The following is a 23206-nucleotide window of genomic DNA, read 5'->3' as shown; positions in this document are numbered from 1 at the left end:
CAATATGGTAATTTGAATAATTTTTGATAACTTAGAAAATACATTAAAAAGACACCTGCTTGCTGCAAGTGCCTTAAAAATAAATCATTTTATTCCTTGTTTTCTCTTTCTTCATATGTTCGTAATACTTTTTTGCTTGGTTCCTCAATTCCTAATTCATCTTTTTGTATATAATACATCATCTCATTAATTTCTTTACGTAATTTACTAATATTTGTCGCTAAATAGCCATCTTGTCGACATCCTGTTTTTTCATAAGTACGACCTTTTTCAAGATTATGCATTATGTGATCAATTTCACTTATGTAATAACTATAATTAGATGTTATATTATTCATTTTCTTATTTACTTTTACACTCATTTTTATCCCCCCTATAATTGTTTTCCAACATTATATATCTAATGAAAAATATCACAAGAAGTAATACGATTTGACTTTGAAGTCGTGTAATATCGTTTCTAGTATTCAGGTAATTCCCCTAAATTGTCCACTTTTTTAGTGTTATTTTTTGTTCTTATAAATTTTCCTTTATCCTCTGTATAAACTATAACCTTTGAACCTCTGTCCCACTCACCTTTATCATTTTTGATTAGTGTAGTAACCTTATCACCACAATCAATTCTTAAGATAATGCTTTCTTTTGAAAAAGTGTGTTTAATACCATCAGTATGTTTTTCACCAGCATCATTCTCTATAATTTCGAATGCATGTACCTCTTCAATTTTCGAATGATCATCATTATAATGAACTTCACAAATACCATAATCAGCCAATTTTTATCCCCCTTGATTTTTATAAGATAATAGTACATCCAATAGTATAAGATGTAAAGACATATTCTACCAATAATAATTGTATAATCTTAAGTTTCGATTACTAGTATATTGCAATTTCATATATATTATAGAATTATACGGTTAAAGTAACACTCTACAAGCCTTTGTGAGCCTTTGTGAGCCTTTGTGAGCCTCTATTATTCTATATAGGTATTAGTTTTTGTGTCTACAATATGAAGTGATTTATATGATGTCATCTAATTGATATGCCTCTGTATTTAAGCATTAAAATAAGAACACTAATTAGCTGTATTTCTACAATCAAATAATGCTCTTATTTTAGTGTTTATATCACATTAAGTTTTTCTCATTTTTACGCCATTAGTTAATTTAGTTTACGCCATTATTTACGCCAAAATATTAATAATTTACACCAATTTACGATAAGTTACGATATGCCTTAATTGCAAAAAAATAGCCAAACCCAACAAAACATCACTGTTTATAAGGGTTTGGCTATCTGTTAATTTCGCTTTTTTAGTTACTTAGCGTAATCAATTGCTCTTGATTCACGAATAACATTCACTTTAATCTGTCCAGGATATTCAAGTTCAGATTCAACCTGCTTTGAAATATCTCTAGCTAAAAGTATCATATCTGTATCGCTAACAACTTCTGGAACTACTAAAATACGAACTTCTCTACCCGCCTGAATGGCAAATGACTTTTCAACCCCTTTGAAAGAGTTGGCAATATCTTCTAATTGTTTTAGTCTGTTTGTATAAGTTTCTAACGTTTCCCTTCTTGCGCCGGGTCTAGCAGCAGATATTGTATCAGCTGCTTGTACAATACAAGCGATTAAAGATTCAGGTTCAACGTCACCATGATGTGATTCTACCGCATTAATAACAATGGCTGATTCTTTGTATCTTCTACATAAATCAACACCAATTTGAATATGTGAGCCTTCCATTTCGTGGTCAACAGCTTTACCAATGTCATGTAATAAACCAGCTCTTTTAGCCATTTTAATATCGACACCAATTTCCCCTGCTAATAATCCAGAGAGCTGAGCAACTTCGATAGAATGCTTTAACGCATTTTGTCCGTAGCTTGTTCTGAACTTCATCTTTCCTAATAATCTAACTAGTTCTGGATGTATTCCATGAACGCCAACCTCTAGGGTTGCAGCTTCACCTTCTTCTCGTATTAATACTTCGACTTCTTTTTGAGCTTTTTCGACCATTTCTTCGATTCTTGCTGGATGAATACGTCCATCAAGAATAAGCTTTTCAAGTGCGATTCTTGCAACTTCTCTTCTAATAGGATCAAAACCTGATAACACAACTGCTTCTGGCGTATCATCAATAATCAATTCAACACCTGTCAAAGTCTCTAAAGTACGAATATTACGTCCTTCTCGACCAATTATGCGGCCTTTCATCTCATCATTTGGAAGCTGAACAACTGAAATTGTTGTTTCTGCTACATGATCTGCAGCACATTTCTGTATTGCAGTTACAACATATTCCTTTGCTTTCTTGTCTGCTTCTTCTTTAGCTCTGCTTTCTAATGTTTTAATCATTATAGCAGTATCATGTTTAACTTCATCTTCAACAGTTTTCAAAAGATACTCTTTTGCCTGTTCGGAGGTTAATCCTGAAATTCTTTCTAGTTCCTGTTGCCTTTTTTGCTCAAGTTCTTCAACCTGTTGTTTTTGCTTACTAAGATCTTCTTCTTTCCTAGTAATATTTGCATCACGTTTTTCAACTGTTTCCGTTTTTCTATCAAGAGTTTCTTCTTTAATAAGTATACGTTTTTCATAACGTTGTACTTCAGCACGTCTTTCTCGTGTTTCTTTCTCAAGCTCATTCTTAGTCTTAATTGACTCTTCCTTTGCTTCCAAAAGCGCTTCTCTCTTCTTCGTTTCGGCAGTTTTTAGTGCATCGTCTATTATATCCCTTGCTCTATCAGTTGCACTTCCAATTTTAGCATCACTAACCCTCTTTTGAATAGTTCCTGATATAATCCAAGTAATAGGTGCGACTACAACAAGTGTGACAATTATAGAAATAATAATTATAATTAGCACAGGAGCACCTCCTTATTTAATTTTCATTGTACAAATATACAATAGTTAAATATTATACTTTTTTGGACATTATGTCAAGCAAAGACTGTATTAATTCAGCTTCATTTATTAACAATTTCACTAATTACACCATTTATTAAGTCAATTCGAAATCCTCGTCTCGTCAAATAACCTAAAAGCTTTGATTTATCTTCTCTAGTTATATTAATTATGTCTACTTTACGCTTGGAAATGAGCTTTTCTATCAACTTACTTTCACTGTTTTCATTGTTATCGCTATTTTCATAATATTCGTCGCAAACTTCGGAAATCAAATCTTTATCTAGTCCTTTTTGTAGAAGCAAATTTTTGATTTGATACCTACTTTTTGAGACACTTTTAAAGTTAACATAGTTTTGTGCATATCTTCTATCATCTATATATCCATAACTTTTAACATACTCAATTGCAATACGAATAGAGTCTTCCGGATAATATCCTTCTTTAAGCTTTCCTCTAAGCGAATGCTCTGTAAGATCTCTATCCTTCAATAAATTCATTGCTCTAAGTTTTGCTCTTTTAGGCAAGATTTCATTCACAATCTCATCATAGATTTCCTTATCAATAGGCAAATCTTTTTTTATTTTGTACTTTCTAACTTCACCAACATATAATGAAAATGCTGAATCATAATTAATATATATTCTTCTTTTTTTCTTATTAATCTCAACTATTTCAGTAACTAAATATATCTCATCATTATCCATCTTATATTTTCTGCTTTCTTTGATTTTGCTTAATTATGAATTTTAAAAATGCTGTAGGTGAAGTATTATATTATACTTCACCTACAGCAAGCTTTTTGCGACAATTTCAGAAGACTTATAACGTATGTTTCTAATAACTATTTGTCAGCAGCTTTTTTCTTAGTAGGTGGTGTTTCTGCGGCTACTTTAGCAGGTGATGCTTCTGTGGCATCTTTTGCATTTTTATCTGGTGCCGGTTTTATCTTTCCATCTTCACTAATTCCATAATGTGCCTTTACTTTCGCTTCAATTTCACGCATTATATCTGGATTCTCCTTCAGATAAGCTTTTCCGTTCTCACGTCCCTGACCAATTTTACCGTCATTATAAGCGAACCAAGCTCCACTCTTTTGAACAATTCCAACATTAGAAGCCAAATCAAGAATATCTCCTTCTTGTGAAATCCCATGTCCAAACATAATATCAAATTCTGCTTCTTTAAATGGAGGCGCAATTTTGTTTTTTACAACTTTAATTCTGGTTCTATTACCAACTACTTCACCATTCATCTTTAAAGTTTCGATTTTTCTAACGTCAAGTCTAACGGAAGCATAGAACTTAAGAGCTCTACCTCCGGATGTTGTTTCTGGACTACCAAACATAACGCCAACTTTTTCACGAAGCTGATTAATAAAAATTACTACGCAGTTATTTTTACTTACAACTGGTGTTAGCTTCCTTAAGGCTTGTGACATAAGACGTGCTTGAAGACCAATATGTGAATCACCCATATCTCCATCGATTTCGGCCTTTGGTACAAGTGCAGCGACTGAATCAATAATTACGATATCAATTGCGCCAGAACGTACCATCGTCTCAGTGATTTCAAGAGCTTGCTCTCCACTATCTGGCTGTGAAATATATAAATTATCAATATCAACGCCTATATTCTTAGCATAAACGGGATCAAGAGCATGCTCTGCATCAATAAATCCTGCAATTCCGCCACGTTTTTGAATTTCGGCAACCATATGTAATGCAACTGTTGTTTTACCACTTGACTCAGGTCCATATACTTCAACGACTCTTCCTCTTGGGATTCCACCAAGACCCAAAGCAATATCTAAACTTAATGAGCCTGTTGGAACGGTTTCAACATTAAGATTAATATTAGGATCTCCTAACTTCATTATAGAACCTTTACCAAATTGTTTTTCAATATTAGATATCGCTACGTCCAGTGCTTTTAATTTATCTTCTCTTAACATATATCCCTCTCCTTAAATAATCCATATTGCGAACAGCTGTTCGCTTTCTTTCATAACTATATTATATTTTCTGCTATGTGTCAAGAGTTTTACGAATATTTGTTCGAATAATTTACAGCACATGACTGGTAGGGAAAAATTATTCAAAATGGAATTTGATATCCTGCTCTTAACCCATTTTATAACTTACAATTTCACTATATCATATAAATGTTATTACGTAAACTACTTTATTTAATATCATAAATTTTACATTATCTATTTTCCACATGTATAAAAATAAGCCATATAGTATCACTTAACTTGAAAGTTTCCATGATTAAAATATAGCTTAATTTAAATATACTTCTCAAAAATAATTATTGCCAAGCGTTTATATATTGTTCTTCTAGTCTTTGCTTATTATCTTTGTTTCTAGCATAAAACGAATACATTAGTAACTTTCATACAAGCCAATGAGAAAGCAAATATAAAGTGATAATTTTAGGTTCCGTTACTTCAAGCACCTTCTAAGAAGATCAAGTGCCTTAGTAACCGATTGGTCTCTGACCTTTTGTCTATTTCCATTGAAATTATATTCTTTTACGACAACATTATCTTTGTAACAGCAAGCAATATATACAAGACCTACTGGCTTATCTTCTTCCGCATTAGGACCAGCAATACCAGTTATTGCGATTCCTATATCTGCATCCGCTTCAATAATACCGCCTTTTGCCATTTCGATAGCGACTTCTTTACTGACAGCACCGAACTGTTTTAAAGTTGATTCGTTGACATTAACTAATTTCATCTTTGACTCATTAGCGTAAGTAATGAAACCTTGTTTTAAAACTTGGGAAACACCACTAACGTTAATTAATCTTCCTGCCAATAAACCACCTGTGCAAGACTCAACTGTAACTACTTGAAGTTTTTTGTTGATAAGTTCTTTAACAACGACATCTTCTAACTCTTCATTTTCATTTGTACTATATATATTATCCTTAAATCTATCTTTTAATGTTTCCACTATTGGCTCTACCATTTTTTTAGCAGATCCTAAGTTTTTTGCTTTAGCAGTAATACGTATATGTGCTTCGCCTGTTTTTGCATAAGTTGCAATTGTTGGATTCGTCTGACCATTAATCAAATCAAGGACTAGTGTTTCAACTTTGCTTTCTCCAACTCCACATATTTTAACCATCATGGAATATAGTATTTCCGGTTGCAATTTATTTAAATACACGGTAACTGATTCTTCAAACATAGGTATCATTTCATTAGGAGGCCCTGGCAATAAAATGATAGATTTACCATCTTTTTCAATGATGATTCCAGGTGCAGTTCCATTATGATTTTCCATAATAATAGCGCCCTTTGGAACAAATGCTTGTTTCCAATTGTTTTCAGTAATATTTTCTTTTAAAGCGAAACTTTTAAGCATACTTATTATATGGTCTTTCGAATGTGCATCTTCAATAAGCTCACATCCCATTACTTTTGCGGTAACTTCTTTCGTAAGATCATCTTGCGTTGGTCCCAGTCCACCTGAAAGAATCACTATATCTGACCTTTCTATTGCGACTTTTAATGCATCTGCTAGTCTATCTTCATTATCTCCCACAACCTGTTGGTTATATAAAGAAAGTCCGAATGAAGCACATTTTTCTGACAAATAAGCGGCATTTGTATTAACAATATTTCCGAGTAAAATTTCAGTTCCAACAGAAATAAGCTCTGCAACCATTATTTGTTGCCCCCTTCAATCATAACATTTTTATTTTTAATCAAATAATCAAGAAGTGAAATAATTGTTAATATAAGTGCTGTATATATAAATATATTTTCGATTATATTCACATATGGAAAATCAAAATTAAAAATGAGTAGTATAATCATAAGCATCTGAAAAGTTGTCTTGAATTTACCCCAGTAACTAGCAGCTATAACAATACCATTGTCAGATGCAACAAGTCTAAACCCACTAATAATAAATTCTCTACTAATTATAATAATTACTATCCACGCTTGTAAATATTCAAGTTGGATAAATGCAATTAATGCAGAACACACTAACAACTTATCCGCTAATGGATCCATAAATTTACCAAAATTAGTAACAATATTATTCTTTCTAGCTATACTGCCATCAAGGAAATCCGTCAAACTTGCTATTATAAAAATAACTGCAGCTATATAATTACTAAAATCACCTGCAAAATCAGTCATCAAAAAGAATAAAAAAAATGGAATCAATATTATTCTTGCAATCGTAAGTTTATTTGGTAAATTCATAATCAATCTCTCCTATTAAATCATACTCTAAAGCTCCTGTTATTTTAACAAACACAAAGTCTCCAGACATTAATTCTTCATTTGTATTTATAAATATATAACCATCAACATTAGGTGCATCCATATATGAGCGGCCTAAATATGCATTTTCATCTGCGACTTTTCCTTCGATAAGAACTTCAATCGTTTTGCCTACCATATCAGCTGATTTATCAATAGAAACTTCCTGTTGCATCTCCATAATCGCATCGCGTCTTTCGTTTTTCACATCTTCATCAACTTGATCATCCATCTGAGCAGCTGGTGTATCTTCTTCTTGTGAATATGCAAATACGCCTAATCTATCAAATTCCATATCATCCACGAATTCAAGTACTTCTTCATGCTGTTCAATGGTTTCTCCAGGAAATCCTGTGATTAATGTCGTTCTAAGTGCAATATCAGGAATTTCTTTTCTTAATTTGTTTACTATATCTATAAGTTCCTGTTTCGTGGTACGCCTTCCCATACGTTTGAGTATTACATCACTCGCATGTTGAATCGGAATATCAAGATAATGGCAAACTTTTGGTTCCTCTTTAATTGCCTGAATTAATTCGTCTGTTATCTCTTCTGGATAGCAATATAAGATTCTAATCCACTTCAAATCTTCAATTTTACCTAATTCGTGCAAAAGTTTTGGAAGCGATTTTTCACTATATATATCCATACCATAGAGTGTTGTTTCTTGTGCAACTAATATGATTTCCTTAACACCTTGTTCTACAAGATTCTTGGCTTCTTCAATAAGTTGTTCCATAGGAACGCTTCTAAAATTCCCTCTGACTTTAGGAATTATACAATAGGTACAGTGCTTGTCACAGCCTTCAGCAATTTTTAAATATTCATAATATCCGCCAGTTGTAATCACTCTTTTTGATGAAACAACAGGTAATCTATCTAAATCATCAAATTGATTAAACCCTTTTCCAGCTAAAACCGCATTAATTGTATCAACAATTTTATCATATGTTGATGTACCAATAACCGCATCAACTTCCGGAATCTCATCAATAATTTCTTGCTTATATCTTTGTGCCATACACCCAGATACAATTAAGGCCTTACAATTTCCGTCTTTTTTATGTTCTGCCATCTCTAATATAGTATCGATGCTTTCTTGTTTCGCATCATTAATAAAACAGCAGGTATTAATTGCAATAACATCGGCTTCATTCTCATCATCAGTAAATGTATACCCATTTTGATTTAAAAGTCCGAGCATTACCTCAGTATCTACTAAGTTCTTATCACATCCAAGTGATATAAATAACAATTTCATTTATTAAAATTCTCCTAACTAACATAATTACTTATTTGAAAACTCAATAAGTTTATTTAATACTTCCATCGCTTTACCAGAATGAATTGACTCCTCTGCAAGCTTAATTCCATCTTCAATTGAAGAGGCTTTATCTGCTATATATAACGCACATGCTGCATTCAGAATTACAATGTCTTTTTTAGGTCCTTTTAAACCAGATAAAATATCAATCGTAATCTTAGCATTCTCTTTACTTGTACCACCAACCAATTCAATTACATCAACTCTTCTCATACCAAATTGCTCCGGTGTGACTGTATATGTAGATACCTGACCATCTTTGATTTCAGAAACCACAGTATCTTCTGCCGTTGAAACTTCATCCATACCATTTTTAGCACTCACTACCATAGCTCTTTCAACACCCATAATAAGCATTGCTTTTGCAATTACCTCTGTAAGCTTTGGATCATATACTCCAATTACCTGACATTTTGCTCCTGAAGGATTCGCTAGTGGACCTAGGATATTAAATACAGTACGAATTCCCATTTCACTTCTAGCTTGGCCAACATGCTTCATTGCAGGATTAAATATTTGTGCAAACATAAACCCAATTCCAACTTCTTCAACGCATTTTTCAACTTCTTCAGGTTTTGCAGTAATATTCACACCAAGTGCTTCCAGTACATCACCGGCACCACTCTTACTAGAAATAGCTCTATTACCGTGTTTTGCAACAGATACTCCTGCACCCGCAACAACAAGTGCTGATGTCGTAGATATATTAAATGTATTCGTTCCATCTCCACCAGTACCTACAAAATCAATATATTTATCTACTTTAGGTGAAATATGTATCGCTTTCTCACTAAGAACACTTGCGAGACCTACGATTTCATCCAAAGTTTCTCCCTTCATTCTTAATGCTGTAAGAAATGCGCCTATTTGTGCCTGTGTAGCCTCACCACCAAGTAAAATATTCATCACTCTTTTTGACTCGTCGATAGAAAGATTTTTTCCTTCCGTCAATGCTTTAATTGCACTTTTCATCTTATAATATCCATCCTTTTCTTCAAATCTTAATAATAACTGTGTACTTCAATACAACATAATGAGTTTATTATAGAATATAGATGTGAAAATTACAAGTCTTGTACCTTTTTTTATTATTAACCTTGTACCTTTTTTATTATTAACCATTTATTTTGACTTATGTAATTAATTATTATGGGAAAAATTATTTTTAATTAATGTTGCAGAAATCATTCTTACTATGTAATAATAGGAAAAGTTGATTACAATTATTATTTCGGAGGTTTATATGATTTTAAATGTAGAAAATTTGAGTCACGGTTTTGGTGATCGTGCAATTTTTAATAACGTATCTTTCCGTCTTTTAAAAGGCGAACATATTGGTCTTATCGGTGCGAATGGCGAAGGTAAGTCAACATTTATGAATATAGTCACAGGCAAACTCATGCCTGACACTGGTAAAATTGAATGGGCTAAAAACATTCATATCGGTTATCTAGACCAGCACACCGTTCTTGAGAAAGGGATGACGATTAAAGATGTCTTATCTTCTGCTTTCTCATATCTATTTGATATGGAAACAAATATGAACGAAATTTGCGACAAAATGGGTGAAGCAAGCGAAGACGAACTTAATAAGATGATGGATGAGCTTGCCGTTATTCAAGATACGCTTACTATACATGATTTTTATGTTATAGATGCTAAGGTTGAAGAAGTCGCAAGAGCGCTTGGTCTTCTTGACTTAGGCCTTGACCAGGATGTATCTGAGCTTAGCGGTGGTCATCGTACGAAAGTACTACTTGGAAAACTTCTTTTAGAAAAACCCGACATTCTTCTTCTTGATGAACCGACTAACTACCTAGATGAAGTTCACATTACCTGGTTAAAACGCTACTTAATTGATTATGAAAATGCATTTATATTGATTTCTCATGATATTCCTTTCCTTAATAGTGTAATAAATATCATCTATCATATGGAAAATCAAAGTTTTAACAGATATGTCGGTGATTACGAGAAATTCGAGGACGTTCATGCTGTAAGAAAATCACAACAAGAGTCAGCTTATATCCGTCAGCAACAAGAAATTAAGGGTTTAGAGAATTTTGTAGCCAGAAATAAAGCACGTGCCTCAACTAGAAATATGGCGATGTCTCGTCAAAAGAAACTTGACAAAATGGATGTACTTGAACTTACAAAAGATAAACCAAAGCCAGAATTTAACTTCCTTACAGCTCGTGCTGCTGGAAAGGTTATATTTGAAACAAAAGATCTTGTAATCGGATATGATGAGCCCCTTTCAAAACCACTTAACTTATCAATGGAACGTGGTGAAAGAATCGCTTTGATTGGATCAAATGGTATTGGTAAAACAACACTTCTTAAAAGTATTTTAGGACTTATTAAACCAATCAGTGGTACTGCTGAACTTGGTGATTACCTTTACTTAGGATATTTTGAGCAGGAATCAAAATCAACAGACAATACAACTTGTATTGAAGAGATATGGAAGGAATTTCCTTCCTACTCACAGTATCAAGTTCGCGCTGCTCTTGCAAAATGTGGTCTTACAACGATGCATATTGAAAGTATGGTTCGTGTACTAAGCGGTGGAGAACAAGCGAAAGTTAGACTTTGCAAATTAATCAATAGGGAATCTAATCTTCTAGTTCTTGATGAGCCCACAAACCATCTTGACCAGGATGCAAAAGCTGAGTTAAAACGCGCGCTTATTGCTTACAAAGGTAGTATCTTACTTATTTGTCATGAACCTGAGTTTTACGAAGACATTGTAACGAAAGTATATGACTGCTCCGAGTGGAGTACGAGGATATAGGTTGGCGGACGGACGCGAAAAAGTATATAGGTCCACTTGTCCTTAGTTGCCTCTACAGGCCCGGTTTTTGTTATGCATTCTGTCAGACACCTAAAAAGCGGTGTCTGCAGCCTGTATAACAATAATCGGGTCTGTAACGGCAATATGCGGACAATTGAGGACCTATATGCTTTTTCGCTGAATATTCCGTGCGACGAATTTATTTTGGGCGTTGGATGTCGAACGGGAGTGGAATGGGGGTGAGATAATCCCCATGCCGTTTTTTAATCGCCGTCTCGCATCACCGCGCCGTGCAGTTTCTTGAATCGCCAACGCGCAGAAAAAGCCAATGCATTTTCGCAATTGTACGCATTTGCCGTTACAGCCTTACGCGATTGTCTGCAGGCGGTTGACACCATTTTCACGGTGTCGAACCGAATGCAAACAATCACGTAAGGCTGTAGAGGCAATAGCGAACAAGCGGAAATGCATTGGCTTTTTCGTCCGTCTATCAAAAACCAATTCCTTAATCTTCGGATATATCTTCGTCACTTACAATCTTTACTTTACCAGTATATAATTCGGAAACAGCAATTGATAATGGTTTCATTCCAGCAGCATTATCAATCAAAGGTTCTTCCCCACTAATGATGTCTCTAGCTCTTTTAGAAGTTGCAATTACAATTGAATATCTACTTTGAACAACAGGTTGTTCGCCTTCTTCTACCTCGCTGTTTACTACTGCCATTAAATCTTTATACGATGGATGTATCATATATTACTCCTTCCGAAAAACTCTTGAGTTCTTCTCTTATATTATCAATCAAATTTAAATTGTTAACTGCTTTGTTGTGTTCACTTGCAACAATACAATTGATATCATCAACACATATATCCAAATTGTCATTCACTACGATATAATCATAGTTTTCAACTCCTTGTGATTCTTCAACTGCCCTAGAAAGCCTTGCTTTAATTGTTGCGAAATCTTCGGTACCTCTTCCAATCAGTCTTTTTTGAAGTTCCATTGCACTTGGGGGCAATAAGAACAAAAGCACAGTACCTGGAAATTTTTCCTTTACTTTAAGTGCGCCTTGAATTTCTATTTCAAGGACTACATTTTTACCAAGTTCAAGTTGTTCTTCAACATAATCTTTTGGAGTTCCGTAAAAATTGCTTACATACTTTGCATATTCAATCAACTGCCCATCTGAAATCATAGATTCAAATTGTTCAGTTGTTTTAAAAAAATAATCTTGGCCATCTACTTCGCCAAATCTAGGGGATCTTGTAGTTGCTGAAATTGACAAAGAATAATTTTCATATTTTTGTAACAATCTCCTCATAACGGTACCTTTACCAGCCCCTGAAAAACCAGACAAAACAATCAATAGACCTTTTTCACTCATTATCTTCACCCTTGTACCTTCCAGATATTGTCTCTGGCAGTAATGCCGATAGAATCACGTGAGCACTATCGGTTATAATTACAGCTCTTGTCCTTCTACCTTGCGTAGCATCTACAACGTTACCTGTTTCTTTCGAATTCTGTACCAATCTTTTGGCTGGTGCAGAATCAGGTGCAATTATAGCAACAATCTTATCTGAATTAACAATGTTTCCAAATCCTATATTAATTAATTGCGTCATACAAAGCTCCTTCTAAGTAATAAAGATGCTTCAATAGTATACACAATAATCAAGTAACAATCAAGTGTAAATTATATTACTCGATATTCTGAATTTGTTCTCTAACTTTTTCAATCTCAGTTTTCAAATCTATTGCCTTATTTGATATTTCTAAGTCATTTGCTTTTGAAAGAATTGTGTTGGCTTCTCTATTCATTTCCTGGGCAATAAAGTCAAGTTTTCGTCCAATTCCACCTTCCTGCGCAAGACACTTTTGAGCGTGATCTACATGGCTTCTAAGTCGTACAATTTCCTCATCCACACAGATTTTATCAGCATATATGATGACTTCGGCTGCTAATAGATTTTTATCAATCGTTGTATCTGCAAGAAGCTCTTTTACTTTGTTTTCTATTTTAGTTCTGTATTCCTCAATTATTTGTGGGCTTCTGACTTCGATGAAATTCACTAATTCAAGCATATTATTCAGCTTACTATTCAAATCAATCTTTAGATTCTCGCCTTCTATAATTCTTGTATCTACAAATCGTTTGCAAGTTTGTTCAATTGTACTTTTTATAAAATTCCATAATTCTTCTTCGTCACCAGATTGCTCTTCCATGATAATAACTTCTGGATATTTTGAAAGCAACGATATTGTAACATCATTCTTGATTCCAAAATCTGATGACATCTGGTCGAATATCCCCATATATTCAGCCGCTAATTCAGGATTGTACTTTAACGATACTTTGTTCTCTGAAATATCTTCATATGTAATAAATACATCTAGCTTGCCTCTTTGGACATATTTCTTTAATACATCTCGAATACGTGCCTCAAATAAATTGAGCTTTTTAGGCATCCTGATACCAGTCTCTAGATAACGATGGTTAACCGACTTCATTTCAACACAAATTTTTCGTTGTCCTTCCTCTATTTCATATCTACCGAATCCTGTCATACTTTTAATCATTATAATTATCCCCACTTTTTTTTATAATAGACCAAGTTAAATCTCAAGCCTAACAAATACCTATTTAAGTATATCAAGTTTCCGTATAAAAGCAAGTTTATACATTATTTATTCACTAGATATCTCTTATTAACTCTTATTAATTTACCAAATATGATTGAATAAGCTTAAATAAGTTTAATATTTAAGAAAAATGAATAATTATCAGCATATTAAAGCATAAATGTGTTAAAATATTAAGTCGAACAAAGATTATTTTATGGCGTCTTAGACGCAAGAATGGAGTGAATTTATGGCATTAGATGGTATCGTAATTTCAAATATAGTAAATGAATTAAATTGTAGTCTTGTCGGTGGACGTTTATATAAAATTGCACAGCCTGAGGCTGATGAACTTTTATTGACAATTAAAAATAATGGTACACAATACAGACTTACAATTTCAGCAAATGCTGGTCTTCCACTTATTTATCTTACAGATGTTAATAAGACAAGCCCAATTACTGCTCCGAACTTTTGCATGCTACTGCGTAAGCACGTAAATAATGGAAGAATTATTCGCATCAGCCAGCCTGGTTTGGAACGAGTTATTGATTTTGAGCTGGAACATCTAAATGAAATGGGTGATTTATGCAAAAAGCATCTTATTGTGGAACTTATGGGAAAACATAGTAATATCATCTTCTGTGATGACAAAAACATGATAATTGACAGTATCAAACATGTTTCATCACAAATGAGTTCCGTTCGTGAAGTTCTTCCAGGACGTGAATACTTCATTCCTCAGACAACGGATAAAGCCAATCCTTTGGAAGTCGATTATGAAACTTTTGCAGAGCTTGTATATAGTAAGCCGATACCTCTTGTAAAAGCCATCTATACGAGTATTACAGGCATTAGTCCTATTGTTTCTGAAGAATTATGTTATGATGCATCTATTGACAGCACAACCCCTGCAAATGTCCTCAGTGAAAACGAACAAAAGCATCTTTATACTATTTTTAAAGGCATCATGGAAACAGTCAGTTCAAAACAATACATTCCCAATATTGTTTACAAGGGAAATGAGCCAATTGAATTTGGAAGTCTTGAATTAAGTATCTATCAAGACACGGACAGTAAGGAAAGCAAAAAAGCAGGTGGTTTATTAACTTGTGTGAAATATTCAACAATCAGTGAAGTACTTCATACTTTCTATGCGACCAAAAATGCCATTTCTAGAATCAGACAACGCTCCGTTGATTTAAGAAAAATTCTAAACACTGCTCTTGAACGAAATTATAAAAAATACGATTTGCAGTTAAAACAACTTAAAGATACTGATAAACGTGATAAATTTAAGGTGTATGGAGAGTTAATCAATACTTATGGTTATGGGATTGAATCAGGAAGCAAGTCTTTTGAAGCTTTGAACTACTATACAAATGAAATGATTACAATTCCTTTAGACAACATGCTTACACCCAAAGAAAATGCTGTGAAGTATTTTGATAAATATAACAAGTTAAAACGTACTTTTGAAGCTGATACAAAATTAGTTGCAGAAACCAGTTCAGAGATCAATCATTTGGAGTCCATTTCAACATCACTTGATATTGCACTTGCAGAAGAAGACCTTGTTCAACTAAAAGAAGAATTAATTGAATATGGATACATCAGAAGAAAAGGCCCTACTGGCAAAAAAGGTCTTCTTGGTAAAAAAGGCTATGTTGGCAAAAAAGTCAAGATTACAAGCAAGCCTTTTCACTATATCTCGTCCGATGGATTCCATATGTATGTTGGAAAGAATAATTTTCAAAATGATGAACTTACATTTAAATTTGCCAATGGTGGTGACTGGTGGTTCCACTCAAAAACCATCCCTGGTTCCCATGTTATTGTAAAAACTGGCGGAAATGAACTTACGGACAAAACATATGAAGAAGCCGCAAGCCTTGCAGCCCACTATTCAAAAGGTCGTGACCAGGAAAAGGTGGAAATTGACTATACCGAACGCAAGAATCTCAAAAAGCCTAATGCAGCAAAGCCAGGATTTGTAATTTATAATACTAATTTTTCTATGGTTGCTGACACTGATATCTCAGGACTTAACATAATACATGATTGAAATCAATCTAAAACGGTTCTGTTACACAGTAAGTCAAATAACTTACTGTGTAACAGAACCGTTTGTATTTTACTATATTCAACATTCTCCACTCAAAGCCCTAACATTACTAATAACCTAATAAATTAAACATTATATTGATTACAAATTACCAACTTTCATTCTAAAATATATCCCACATGCCTAACGGTCTTAATCTTAGAGCCTGTATCACCAAGTTTTATCCTTAACGTATTCATATGCAAATTTAATGTCCTTGGTTTACAGTTAAAGTTAGTTCCCCAAATTTGCTCAATCATATCAGTTTTTGATACTACTATTTTGTTATTTACCATTAATAATTTTAATATATTATATTCAATAAATGTGAGCTTACATAAGTTTCCATTATTATATACAATATTTTTTTCACTATCCAAGTATATATTATTAACTTCTAAGATTTTTTCTTCTTGCATATTATGTGTTCTACGTAAAACAGCCTTTACTCTAACAAGAAACTCAAGTATACCAAATGGTTTAGTCATATAATCATCTGCACCCAATTCAAGGCCTTTAACTTTATCGGCTTCTTCATTTTTTGCTGTGATTATTATAATTGAAATCTTTTTTGTTTCAGGAGATTCACGGAGCTTTTTTAATATATCGAAACCATTATCATCAGGAAGTGTTATATCAAGTAAAACCAAATCGGGTACTTTCAGTGATATTGATCTATAAAAATCTTTCGCGCACCCAAATGCTTCAACAGTATATCCACTATCTTTCAACGCATAAGTCTCAATTTCTTGTATATCAATATCATCTTCTACTATGTAAATTAGTGGCATGATAACTCCTCTCCAATAAACTATTCTGTTATTTTATCAATGTCATCATGTTTACCTGTAATAGAAAAAATGACCCATTCAGCAATATTAGTCGCATGATCACCAATGCGCTCAAAATATTTACCAATCATAAGCAGATCAGTTGCTTGTTCACCATTTTCGGTATTCTCATTAATTAAATCTATTAATTCGTGTTTAATAATTAAGAACAGATTATCCACGATATCATCTTGCAGAATAACTTCTTTTGCTAATTCAAGATCTTTTTTTACATATGCATCTATACTTTTAAAAACCATCCTAGTCGTTTCATTCGCCATTGCTTGAATATGATCTAATTTTTTGATATATGGTTGACCTGCCATACCTATTAATATTTGGGAAATATCAGCACTCTGGTCACCAATTCTTTCCATATCTGTAATCATCTTAAGCGCTGCAGAAATTTGTGTAAAATCACTTGCGACTGGTTGTTGTTGTAGCAATAATTTAAGGCATAGATTTTCAATTGTCTTTTCTTGACGATCAATTTGGTCCTCAAATCTGATAACTTTCTTTGCCTTCTCAATATCTTTATCCACCAAGGCCTCGACTGTCATTCTAATCACTTGCCCTATAAGCGTTCCCATTTCAACCAAATCCGAATTTAGCTGTTCTAATTGTTCGTTAAATATATCTCTCATTTTCCGCCTCCATTTGCATCAACCAAATCTACCAGTAATATAATCTTCAGTTCTCTTATCTTTCGGTCTTGAGAAAATTTCATGAGTCTCGCCTGATTCAATTGTCTCACCTAATAGGAAGAATACAGTTTTATCTGAGATTCTTGTTGCCTGTTGCATATTATGAGTAACAATTACTATGGTATAATTTTTCTTTAATTCAACGGCTAAATCTTCGATTTTTGATGTTGATATAGGATCTAGCGCTGATGTTGGCTCATCCATAAGAATCACATCTGGATTGACAGCTAGCGTTCTTGCTATACATATACGTTGTTGCTGGCCGCCCGATAAGCTAAGTGCACTCTTATGAAGACGATCCTTAACTTCCTCCCAGATTACCGCTTGTTTTAAACTAGTTTCAACAATTTTATCAAGTTCTCTTTTTTTCTTTATTCCTAGAATCCTAGGTCCATATGCAACATTATCATAAATGCTTTTCGGAAATGGATTCGGTTGTTGGAACACCATTCCTATTTTCTGACGAAGCAATATAGAATCCATTTCATGATAAATATCGATACCATCCAACAAAATACTTCCTTCTATTTTTACATTTTCCTCGAGATCGTTCATTCGATTCAACGTCTTTAAAAATGTAGACTTTCCACATCCTGAAGGACCAATTAAGGCAGTGATTTCGTTCTTTTTTATATCCATACCTATATTCTTTAACGCTTGAAAAGCACCATAATGCAAATTTAAATCATTTATTATTATCTTACTGTCCATGGTTAACACCCTTTCGCTTTCTTATTAATTCCTCGACTTAACATTCTTGCACCTATACTAAAAGTAAATACCATAATCATTAAAACTGCTGATGATAGATTTGCTATCTGGGTTGCATTCGCAGATACTGCCTCTGAACGAGATGCCCATATTAGTAAAGACAATGTTTCACCTGGTCGAAATGGATTTAATGCGCATGTTGCAGCCGATAGATTCCAGTTAGACCAGTTTATATCCGTGCTCATGCCCGATGTATATAGTAAAGCTGCTGCTTCACCAAACCCTCGACCTGCCGCTAATATTATACCAGTCATAATGCGTGGAAAACACGCAGGAAGCATAACATGGTAAATCGTTTGCCAATGTGTGGCTCCTAGTCCTAACGAACCATTCTTATATCCATTTTCAAGCGACTTAAATGCATCCACCGTAGTAGTCGTAATTAACGGGATACTTAAGATTGATACCGCAAGTGCTCCTGCCATCAAATTCCATCTAGCACCTGTCATAACGATAAATACCAAATATCCAAATAAACCAACTACAATTGATGGTAAGGAAGAAAGCGTTTCAATACTAATACGAAGAAAATTTGTTATTTTTCCTTGCTTTGCATACTCTGCCATATATATCCCAGCAAGTGTCCCCAATGGAACACTGATTACTAATGATAAGAATACCAAATATATGGTGTTAAAGAATTGATTGCCTATTCCTTTTCTATTAAATGATAAATACTCAAGCTTAAAATCTACAAATCCCTTGAAAATTACATATAAAGCTAATACTAATAACAATATCAAAAACAAAAGAGCGATAAAGTAAAAAACAATCGTCATAATTTTGTCAGCAATTTTTGCGCTTTTAATTTTTCCCATTTAGTTTTTTCTCCTCTTTTGATGAAATAAAATGAATTATGAATATAAACAACAATGAAATCAGGAACAGTAATAACGCCATTGACCACAATGCACTGTTATATTCTCCACCTTCCATTGCCCCACCCATGTCTGATGCAATGGAGGCTGTAAGATTATTTGTAGAAGACAAAATATTTTTAGGAAATGCTCTTGTCTTACCAATAACCATTGCTACAGCCAACGCTTCACCAAATGCCCGCGCTAGTCCAAGAATGATACCAGTATATATTCCTGACTTCGCTGACGGAAGAACCACTGTACGAATCATTTGCCATCTTGTAGCACCAAGTCCATAGGATGCCTGTCTAAATTGAATTGGTACACTTCGAATGGCATCTGCTGTAACGCTAGTAATCGTTGGAAAAATCATAACCGCCAGTACAATTCCAGCCGCCAAAACAGAAAATCCATAGGTTAAGTGAAATATATTTTTTATTGCAGGAACGAGAACGGTTAACCCTATCCAACCATAAACGACCGAAGGGATTCCAACGAAGATCTCCACTGCTGGTTGAAAAACATGCATTCCTACCTTGGGAGCGATTTCAGTCATGAAAATTGCAGCTGCAATACTAAATGGTGTAGCAATTAATAAAGCAAGCGCACATGTACTAATAGAACCAAAAATGTATATTGCTGCGCCTATATTACCCCCACCAGTTGAATTATCCGCTGGATTCCACTTTGAAGAAAATAAAAACTCCGTTATTTTATGATCATAAGTTGTAAAAGATGCGCTTCCTTTATACACTAGGAATATACCTATTGCCAACGTAAGCACAATCATAAAACAACCACCGATTGTAACCAGACCATGCCAGAAATATTCTTTTTGAAACATATTTCTTTTGTGATTCATATACAACACTTCCTTTCTATAAAAAACCAGAGAACCGATATTCTGATTTCTCTGGTTTACTCTTATGGAAAGTTAACTACCAACTTATCCATTGAATTTTTATCCTGATACCTTATCTAGATACTTGCATCTTAGATGTTACACAATAACCCTGAGCTTCAATTTGTGTAGCATAATCACTTGAAAGGATATAATCAAGATATGCTTTAACAGCTTCTTTTGGTGCACCTTTTGTATACATGTGCTCATATCCCCATACTGGGTATTTTCCACTATATGTATTTGCAATAGTTGGGTCTACACCATCGATTGCTAATGTACTAACCTTAGTGTTGTTAACAAGGTAAGATAATGCTACATAGCCAATTGCGCCTTTGTTATCTGAAACATTTTGTAACAATGTACCTGAATCATCTGTTTCCAATGATGCATTAGATGCTTCATCAGTATTGTTTAATGCATATTGTTTAAATAATGCTCTTGTACCTGAAGTTGTTGGACGAGTTACAAGGATAACTTTTTCATCTGGACCGCCTACATCTTTCCAGTTTGTTATTTTTGCTGTAAATATATCAACAAGTTGTTGTTTTGTAAGACTCTTGACTGTTGCTGCAACATCTTTGTTCACAACTGGTGCCATTGCGATTACACATACTTTATGATCTACTAATGCACTTGCAACTGAAGCTTCTAACTTGCTTGCTGCTTCAACATCTGAATTACCAATATCAACTGTACCATCTGCTACTTGTTTTAAGCCTGTACCAGAACCACCAGCATTGAGTGTTACTGAAATATTAGGATAGCTTTCTTTGAACTTATCAGCTGCATTCTGAGCTAATGGAAGTAATGCTGATGAACCAGAACCGATAACTGTTCCTGAAATGCTTGATTTCGTTGCTGTAACTGCAGCAGTTCCTGTAGTTGTACCTGATGTACTAGAAGTATCTGATCCACATCCAACGATACCTCCCGCAATTGCCATAATACTCAATGACATGCACAATAATTTCTTAATTCTCATTTTTCTTTTCCTCCAACGATTAAATTTATATGCTCTTTCTAACTTGAGAAATACTATTATCAATTCACAACTTGTAATAGTATTTTCCATCAAGTTTTGTTATTAACTTGATATATGAATGATACTATCTTCATGTAAAGTCCATAATCACTTCTAAGTAATATTTACATATAACTTTTGTAAAATAAAATCACGAAATGTACTATTATTTTACATTCAAAATAACTGAATACGAAAACAAGCCTGCTATTCTAGTTGTAAAAAAACTAGAATGACAGACTTGTTATGTCTTATTGGGACTCTATTTAATTGTTTGATTAGAAATTATCCCATTATTTATATTTTTCTTGCTTTTTGCATGAAGATGCTTCCATCCTTAGCAAATCCAAATTTTTCATATAACCCATGCGCATCTTTGGTCACTAATATTCCTTTCAAGTCGCATAAATCTTGATCACTTACGATTGACTCCAATAGTTTTTTTCCAAAACCATAGCCTCTATATTGGGAATCTATAATCACATCACATATATAATAAGTCGTTGCATAATCTGTAATTACTCTTGCAAAGCCAACCTGTTTAACATCTTTGTCTAGAAATACACCAAAACAAATAGAATTTTCCATTGACTTTCGTATTACATCAATTGTACGGTCTTTTGCCCAATATGTCTGAGCTATTAATTGTTTAACCTCATCAATATTCATTTTATTTATTCCCTTTAGAATACGAAACGCTTGCATTTTACACTCCTCTTTTTATATGAAATGGCTATATTTTTTTACTTAACTATCACTTTCTTAAAGTTCTTCTTACCACGTTTTACAACAATCCCATCACCCTCGAATTGATCCTTCGTATATGAAACTGTAAAATCACTAACTTTTTCACCATCAACAGTTACACCGCCCTGTTCAACTGCACGTCTGCCCTCTGATCGTGATGTTACAAGGTCTGCTTTGTGAAGGATTGAAATAATGTCAATTGAATCATTTGTAAAATCTTCTATTGTAAGTTCAGTAGTTGGCATATTTTCTGCATCTTCACCACCTGTAAATAATGATTTTGCTGTTGATTCTGCTTTGTGAGCTTCGTCTTCTCCATGAACCATTTTTGTAAGTTCAAATGCAAGTATTTCCTTCGCAACATTCAGTTGTGAGCCTTCCCATGAATCCATTGTATCTATTTCCTCAAGTGGTAAAAATGTAAGAAGTCTGATGCATTTTAGGACATCGCTATCCGCTACATTTCTCCAGTATTGGTAAAATTCAAATGGTGTGGTCTTTTCTGGATTCAGCCATACAGCTCCTGAAACTGTTTTTCCCATCTTCTTACCGTCTGAATTAAGTAGCAAGTTGATTGTCATTGCATAGGCATTTTTACCGAGCTTTCTTCTGATTAGTTCTGTGCCACCAAGCATATTGCTCCACTGGTCATCTCCACCAAACTGCATGTTACATCCGTATTGTTGGAATAACTGAAGGAAATCATAGCTTTGCATAATCATGTAGTTAAATTCTAGGAAACTAAGTCCTTTTTCCATACGTTGTTTGTAGCATTCAGCGGAAAGCATTCTGTTAACACTGAAATGTGGTCCAACTTCTCTAAGCATATCAACATAATTAAGTTTCATAAGCCAATCAGCATTATTTACCATAATCGCTTTATCGTCTGAGAAATCAATAAATTTGCTGATTTGTTCTTTGAAGCAATCACAATTATGATTTATGTCTTCCACTGTAAGCATCTTACGCATATCTGACTTGCCTGATGGATCGCCAATCATGCCTGTTCCACCACCAACTAAGACGATTGGTTTATTTCCTGCTAGCTGAAGTCTCTTCATAAGGCATAGTGCCATGAAATGTCCTACATGAAGGCTGTCTGCTGTTGGATCAAATCCGATATAAAATATTGCTTTTCCGTTATTCACTAATTCTTTGATTTCTGGTTCATCTGTTACTTGTGCAATTAGACCTCTTGCTTGTAGTTCTTCGTATATTTTCATGTTTTTATTCCTGTACTGGGGTTGATTGTAATAGGTGCATCAGCTTATAACAGTACCGCCAAATTTGGCGCCTTTCATATAATATTTGGATTATAATTAAT

At 33.9% G+C, this 23206-nt stretch carries 23 protein-coding genes; 2 read left to right on the top strand and 21 right to left on the bottom strand.

Going from position 1 to position 23206, the window contains the following annotated elements; translation table 11 throughout:
- Positions 1-89: 89 nt before the first annotated feature.
- The 9 genes from BMY18_RS09480 to trpD all read right to left on the bottom strand — a co-directional run bounded on the left by BMY18_RS09480 (position 90) and on the right by trpD (position 9496).
- Positions 90-362: a hypothetical protein gene (locus BMY18_RS09480; protein ID WP_092453349.1), complete on the bottom strand. Its 273-nt coding sequence runs from the start codon at positions 360-362 to the stop codon at positions 90-92.
- Positions 363-460: 98 nt separating this feature from the next.
- Complete coding sequence (locus tag BMY18_RS09475; RefSeq protein WP_092453346.1) at positions 461-775, bottom strand: DUF3892 domain-containing protein; 315 nt, start codon at positions 773-775, stop codon at positions 461-463.
- A gap of 544 nt (positions 776-1319) precedes the next feature.
- Entirely contained in the window at positions 1320-2870 is a 1551-nt protein-coding gene (rny, locus tag BMY18_RS09470; protein WP_092453344.1) for a ribonuclease Y, read from the bottom strand.
- 101 nt (positions 2871-2971) lie between these two features.
- On the bottom strand, positions 2972-3616 hold the full coding sequence (locus tag BMY18_RS09465) for a regulatory protein RecX (protein ID WP_092453342.1): 645 nt from the start codon (positions 3614-3616) through the stop codon (positions 2972-2974).
- 137 nt (positions 3617-3753) lie between these two features.
- Positions 3754-4863, bottom strand: coding sequence for a recombinase RecA (gene recA / locus BMY18_RS09460; protein ID WP_092453340.1), 1110 nt, complete (start codon positions 4861-4863; stop codon positions 3754-3756).
- 493 nt (positions 4864-5356) lie between these two features.
- Positions 5357-6592, bottom strand: a complete 1236-nt coding sequence (locus tag BMY18_RS09455; protein ID WP_092453338.1) for a competence/damage-inducible protein A — start codon at positions 6590-6592, stop codon at positions 5357-5359.
- Entirely contained in the window at positions 6592-7140 is a 549-nt protein-coding gene (gene pgsA, locus BMY18_RS09450) for a CDP-diacylglycerol--glycerol-3-phosphate 3-phosphatidyltransferase (protein ID WP_092453336.1), read from the bottom strand. Before pgsA ends, BMY18_RS09455 begins: the two co-directional genes overlap by 1 nt.
- Complete coding sequence (gene rimO, locus BMY18_RS09445; protein ID WP_092453334.1) at positions 7124-8461, bottom strand: 30S ribosomal protein S12 methylthiotransferase RimO; 1338 nt, start codon at positions 8459-8461, stop codon at positions 7124-7126. Before rimO ends, pgsA begins: the two co-directional genes overlap by 17 nt.
- 27 nt (positions 8462-8488) lie before the next feature.
- Positions 8489-9496 (bottom strand): anthranilate phosphoribosyltransferase, encoded by a 1008-nt coding sequence (gene trpD, locus BMY18_RS09440; protein WP_092453332.1) that lies wholly within the window; start codon positions 9494-9496, stop codon positions 8489-8491.
- 271 nt (positions 9497-9767) lie between these two features.
- On the opposite strand from trpD, the gene BMY18_RS09435 reads away from it, so the two are divergent.
- A complete protein-coding gene (locus tag BMY18_RS09435; protein WP_092453330.1) occupies positions 9768-11318 on the top strand; it encodes an ABC-F family ATP-binding cassette domain-containing protein in 1551 nt (516 codons plus the stop codon).
- Between the two features lie 505 nt (positions 11319-11823).
- Here BMY18_RS09435 and rpoZ read toward each other — a convergent pair.
- The 4 genes from rpoZ to BMY18_RS09415 all read right to left on the bottom strand — a co-directional run bounded on the left by rpoZ (position 11824) and on the right by BMY18_RS09415 (position 13902).
- Positions 11824-12072 (bottom strand): DNA-directed RNA polymerase subunit omega, encoded by a 249-nt coding sequence (rpoZ, locus tag BMY18_RS09430; protein ID WP_092453329.1) that lies wholly within the window; start codon positions 12070-12072, stop codon positions 11824-11826.
- Positions 12053-12706 (bottom strand): guanylate kinase, encoded by a 654-nt coding sequence (gene gmk, locus BMY18_RS09425; RefSeq protein WP_092453327.1) that lies wholly within the window; start codon positions 12704-12706, stop codon positions 12053-12055. The genes rpoZ and gmk overlap by 20 nt, the downstream gene beginning before the upstream one ends.
- Positions 12699-12947, bottom strand: coding sequence for a DUF370 domain-containing protein (locus tag BMY18_RS09420; protein ID WP_092453325.1), 249 nt, complete (start codon positions 12945-12947; stop codon positions 12699-12701). The genes gmk and BMY18_RS09420 overlap by 8 nt, the downstream gene beginning before the upstream one ends.
- 76 nt (positions 12948-13023) lie before the next feature.
- On the bottom strand, positions 13024-13902 hold the full coding sequence (locus BMY18_RS09415) for a YicC/YloC family endoribonuclease (RefSeq protein ID WP_092453323.1): 879 nt from the start codon (positions 13900-13902) through the stop codon (positions 13024-13026).
- Between the two features lie 292 nt (positions 13903-14194).
- On the opposite strand from BMY18_RS09415, the gene BMY18_RS09410 reads away from it, so the two are divergent.
- On the top strand, positions 14195-16009 hold the full coding sequence (locus BMY18_RS09410; RefSeq protein WP_092453321.1) for an Rqc2 family fibronectin-binding protein: 1815 nt from the start codon (positions 14195-14197) through the stop codon (positions 16007-16009).
- Positions 16010-16167: 158 nt separating this feature from the next.
- Here BMY18_RS09410 and BMY18_RS09405 read toward each other — a convergent pair whose 3' ends face one another.
- From BMY18_RS09405 to tyrS, 8 genes are all read right to left on the bottom strand, one after another.
- Positions 16168-16839: a response regulator transcription factor gene (locus BMY18_RS09405; RefSeq protein ID WP_170841366.1), complete on the bottom strand. Its 672-nt coding sequence runs from the start codon at positions 16837-16839 to the stop codon at positions 16168-16170.
- A 20-nt stretch (positions 16840-16859) separates the two neighbouring features.
- Positions 16860-17522: a phosphate signaling complex protein PhoU gene (phoU, locus tag BMY18_RS09400; protein WP_092453317.1), complete on the bottom strand. Its 663-nt coding sequence runs from the start codon at positions 17520-17522 to the stop codon at positions 16860-16862.
- 18 nt (positions 17523-17540) lie between these two features.
- Positions 17541-18293, bottom strand: coding sequence for a phosphate ABC transporter ATP-binding protein PstB (gene pstB, locus BMY18_RS09395; RefSeq protein WP_092453315.1), 753 nt, complete (start codon positions 18291-18293; stop codon positions 17541-17543).
- Between the two features lie 2 nt (positions 18294-18295).
- The gene (pstA, locus tag BMY18_RS09390) at positions 18296-19171 is read right to left on the bottom strand and encodes a phosphate ABC transporter permease PstA (protein WP_092453313.1); all 876 of its coding nucleotides are present in this window, start codon (positions 19169-19171) and stop codon (positions 18296-18298) included.
- Positions 19158-20072, bottom strand: a complete 915-nt coding sequence (gene pstC / locus BMY18_RS09385) for a phosphate ABC transporter permease subunit PstC (RefSeq protein WP_092453311.1) — start codon at positions 20070-20072, stop codon at positions 19158-19160. The genes pstA and pstC overlap by 14 nt, the downstream gene beginning before the upstream one ends.
- Before the next feature lie 112 nt (positions 20073-20184).
- Complete coding sequence (locus tag BMY18_RS09380; RefSeq protein WP_092453309.1) at positions 20185-21096, bottom strand: phosphate ABC transporter substrate-binding protein; 912 nt, start codon at positions 21094-21096, stop codon at positions 20185-20187.
- A gap of 336 nt (positions 21097-21432) precedes the next feature.
- Positions 21433-21840 carry a GNAT family N-acetyltransferase gene (locus BMY18_RS09375; RefSeq protein ID WP_092453307.1) on the bottom strand — a complete coding sequence of 136 codons (408 nt, stop codon included), beginning with the start codon at positions 21838-21840 and terminating at the stop codon, positions 21433-21435.
- Positions 21841-21878: 38 nt separating this feature from the next.
- On the bottom strand, positions 21879-23105 hold the full coding sequence (tyrS, locus tag BMY18_RS09370) for a tyrosine--tRNA ligase (RefSeq protein WP_092453305.1): 1227 nt from the start codon (positions 23103-23105) through the stop codon (positions 21879-21881).
- Positions 23106-23206: the final 101 nt, after the last annotated feature.

It is taken from the genome of [Clostridium] fimetarium (genome assembly GCF_900111235.1).
Taxonomy (GTDB): domain Bacteria; phylum Bacillota; class Clostridia; order Lachnospirales; family Lachnospiraceae; genus Clostridium_N; species Clostridium_N fimetarium.
This window is presented reverse-complemented; position numbering and strand designations above follow the sequence as displayed.

Excerpts from the sequence above, each read along its gene's own strand:
- BMY18_RS09380 (WP_092453309.1), bottom strand. The coding sequence starts at position 21,096 with ATGAGAATTAAGAAATTATTGTGCATGTCATTGAGTATTATGGCAATT.
- pstA (WP_092453313.1), bottom strand. The coding sequence starts at position 19,171 with ATGGGAAAAATTAAAAGCGCAAAAATTGCTGACAAAATTATGACGATT.
- tyrS (WP_092453305.1), bottom strand. The coding sequence starts at position 23,105 with ATGAAAATATACGAAGAACTACAAGCAAGAGGTCTAATTGCACAAGTA.
- recA (WP_092453340.1), bottom strand. The coding sequence starts at position 4,863 with ATGTTAAGAGAAGATAAATTAAAAGCACTGGACGTAGCGATATCTAAT.
- rimO (WP_092453334.1), bottom strand. The coding sequence starts at position 8,461 with ATGAAATTGTTATTTATATCACTTGGATGTGATAAGAACTTAGTAGAT.
- gmk (WP_092453327.1), bottom strand. The coding sequence starts at position 12,706 with ATGAGTGAAAAAGGTCTATTGATTGTTTTGTCTGGTTTTTCAGGGGCT.
- BMY18_RS09405 (WP_170841366.1), bottom strand. The coding sequence starts at position 16,839 with ATGCCACTAATTTACATAGTAGAAGATGATATTGATATACAAGAAATT.
- trpD (WP_092453332.1), bottom strand. The coding sequence starts at position 9,496 with ATGAAAAGTGCAATTAAAGCATTGACGGAAGGAAAAAATCTTTCTATC.
- BMY18_RS09465 (WP_092453342.1), bottom strand. The coding sequence starts at position 3,616 with ATGGATAATGATGAGATATATTTAGTTACTGAAATAGTTGAGATTAAT.
- BMY18_RS09410 (WP_092453321.1), top strand. The coding sequence starts at position 14,195 with ATGGCATTAGATGGTATCGTAATTTCAAATATAGTAAATGAATTAAAT.
- pstB (WP_092453315.1), bottom strand. The coding sequence starts at position 18,293 with ATGGACAGTAAGATAATAATAAATGATTTAAATTTGCATTATGGTGCT.
- BMY18_RS09415 (WP_092453323.1), bottom strand. The coding sequence starts at position 13,902 with ATGATTAAAAGTATGACAGGATTCGGTAGATATGAAATAGAGGAAGGA.
- rpoZ (WP_092453329.1), bottom strand. The coding sequence starts at position 12,072 with ATGATACATCCATCGTATAAAGATTTAATGGCAGTAGTAAACAGCGAG.
- BMY18_RS09455 (WP_092453338.1), bottom strand. The coding sequence starts at position 6,592 with ATGGTTGCAGAGCTTATTTCTGTTGGAACTGAAATTTTACTCGGAAAT.
- pstC (WP_092453311.1), bottom strand. The coding sequence starts at position 20,072 with ATGAATCACAAAAGAAATATGTTTCAAAAAGAATATTTCTGGCATGGT.
- pgsA (WP_092453336.1), bottom strand. The coding sequence starts at position 7,140 with ATGAATTTACCAAATAAACTTACGATTGCAAGAATAATATTGATTCCA.
- BMY18_RS09435 (WP_092453330.1), top strand. The coding sequence starts at position 9,768 with ATGATTTTAAATGTAGAAAATTTGAGTCACGGTTTTGGTGATCGTGCA.
- BMY18_RS09480 (WP_092453349.1), bottom strand. The coding sequence starts at position 362 with ATGAGTGTAAAAGTAAATAAGAAAATGAATAATATAACATCTAATTAT.
- phoU (WP_092453317.1), bottom strand. The coding sequence starts at position 17,522 with ATGAGAGATATATTTAACGAACAATTAGAACAGCTAAATTCGGATTTG.
- BMY18_RS09420 (WP_092453325.1), bottom strand. The coding sequence starts at position 12,947 with ATGACGCAATTAATTAATATAGGATTTGGAAACATTGTTAATTCAGAT.
- BMY18_RS09375 (WP_092453307.1), bottom strand. The coding sequence starts at position 21,840 with ATGCAAGCGTTTCGTATTCTAAAGGGAATAAATAAAATGAATATTGAT.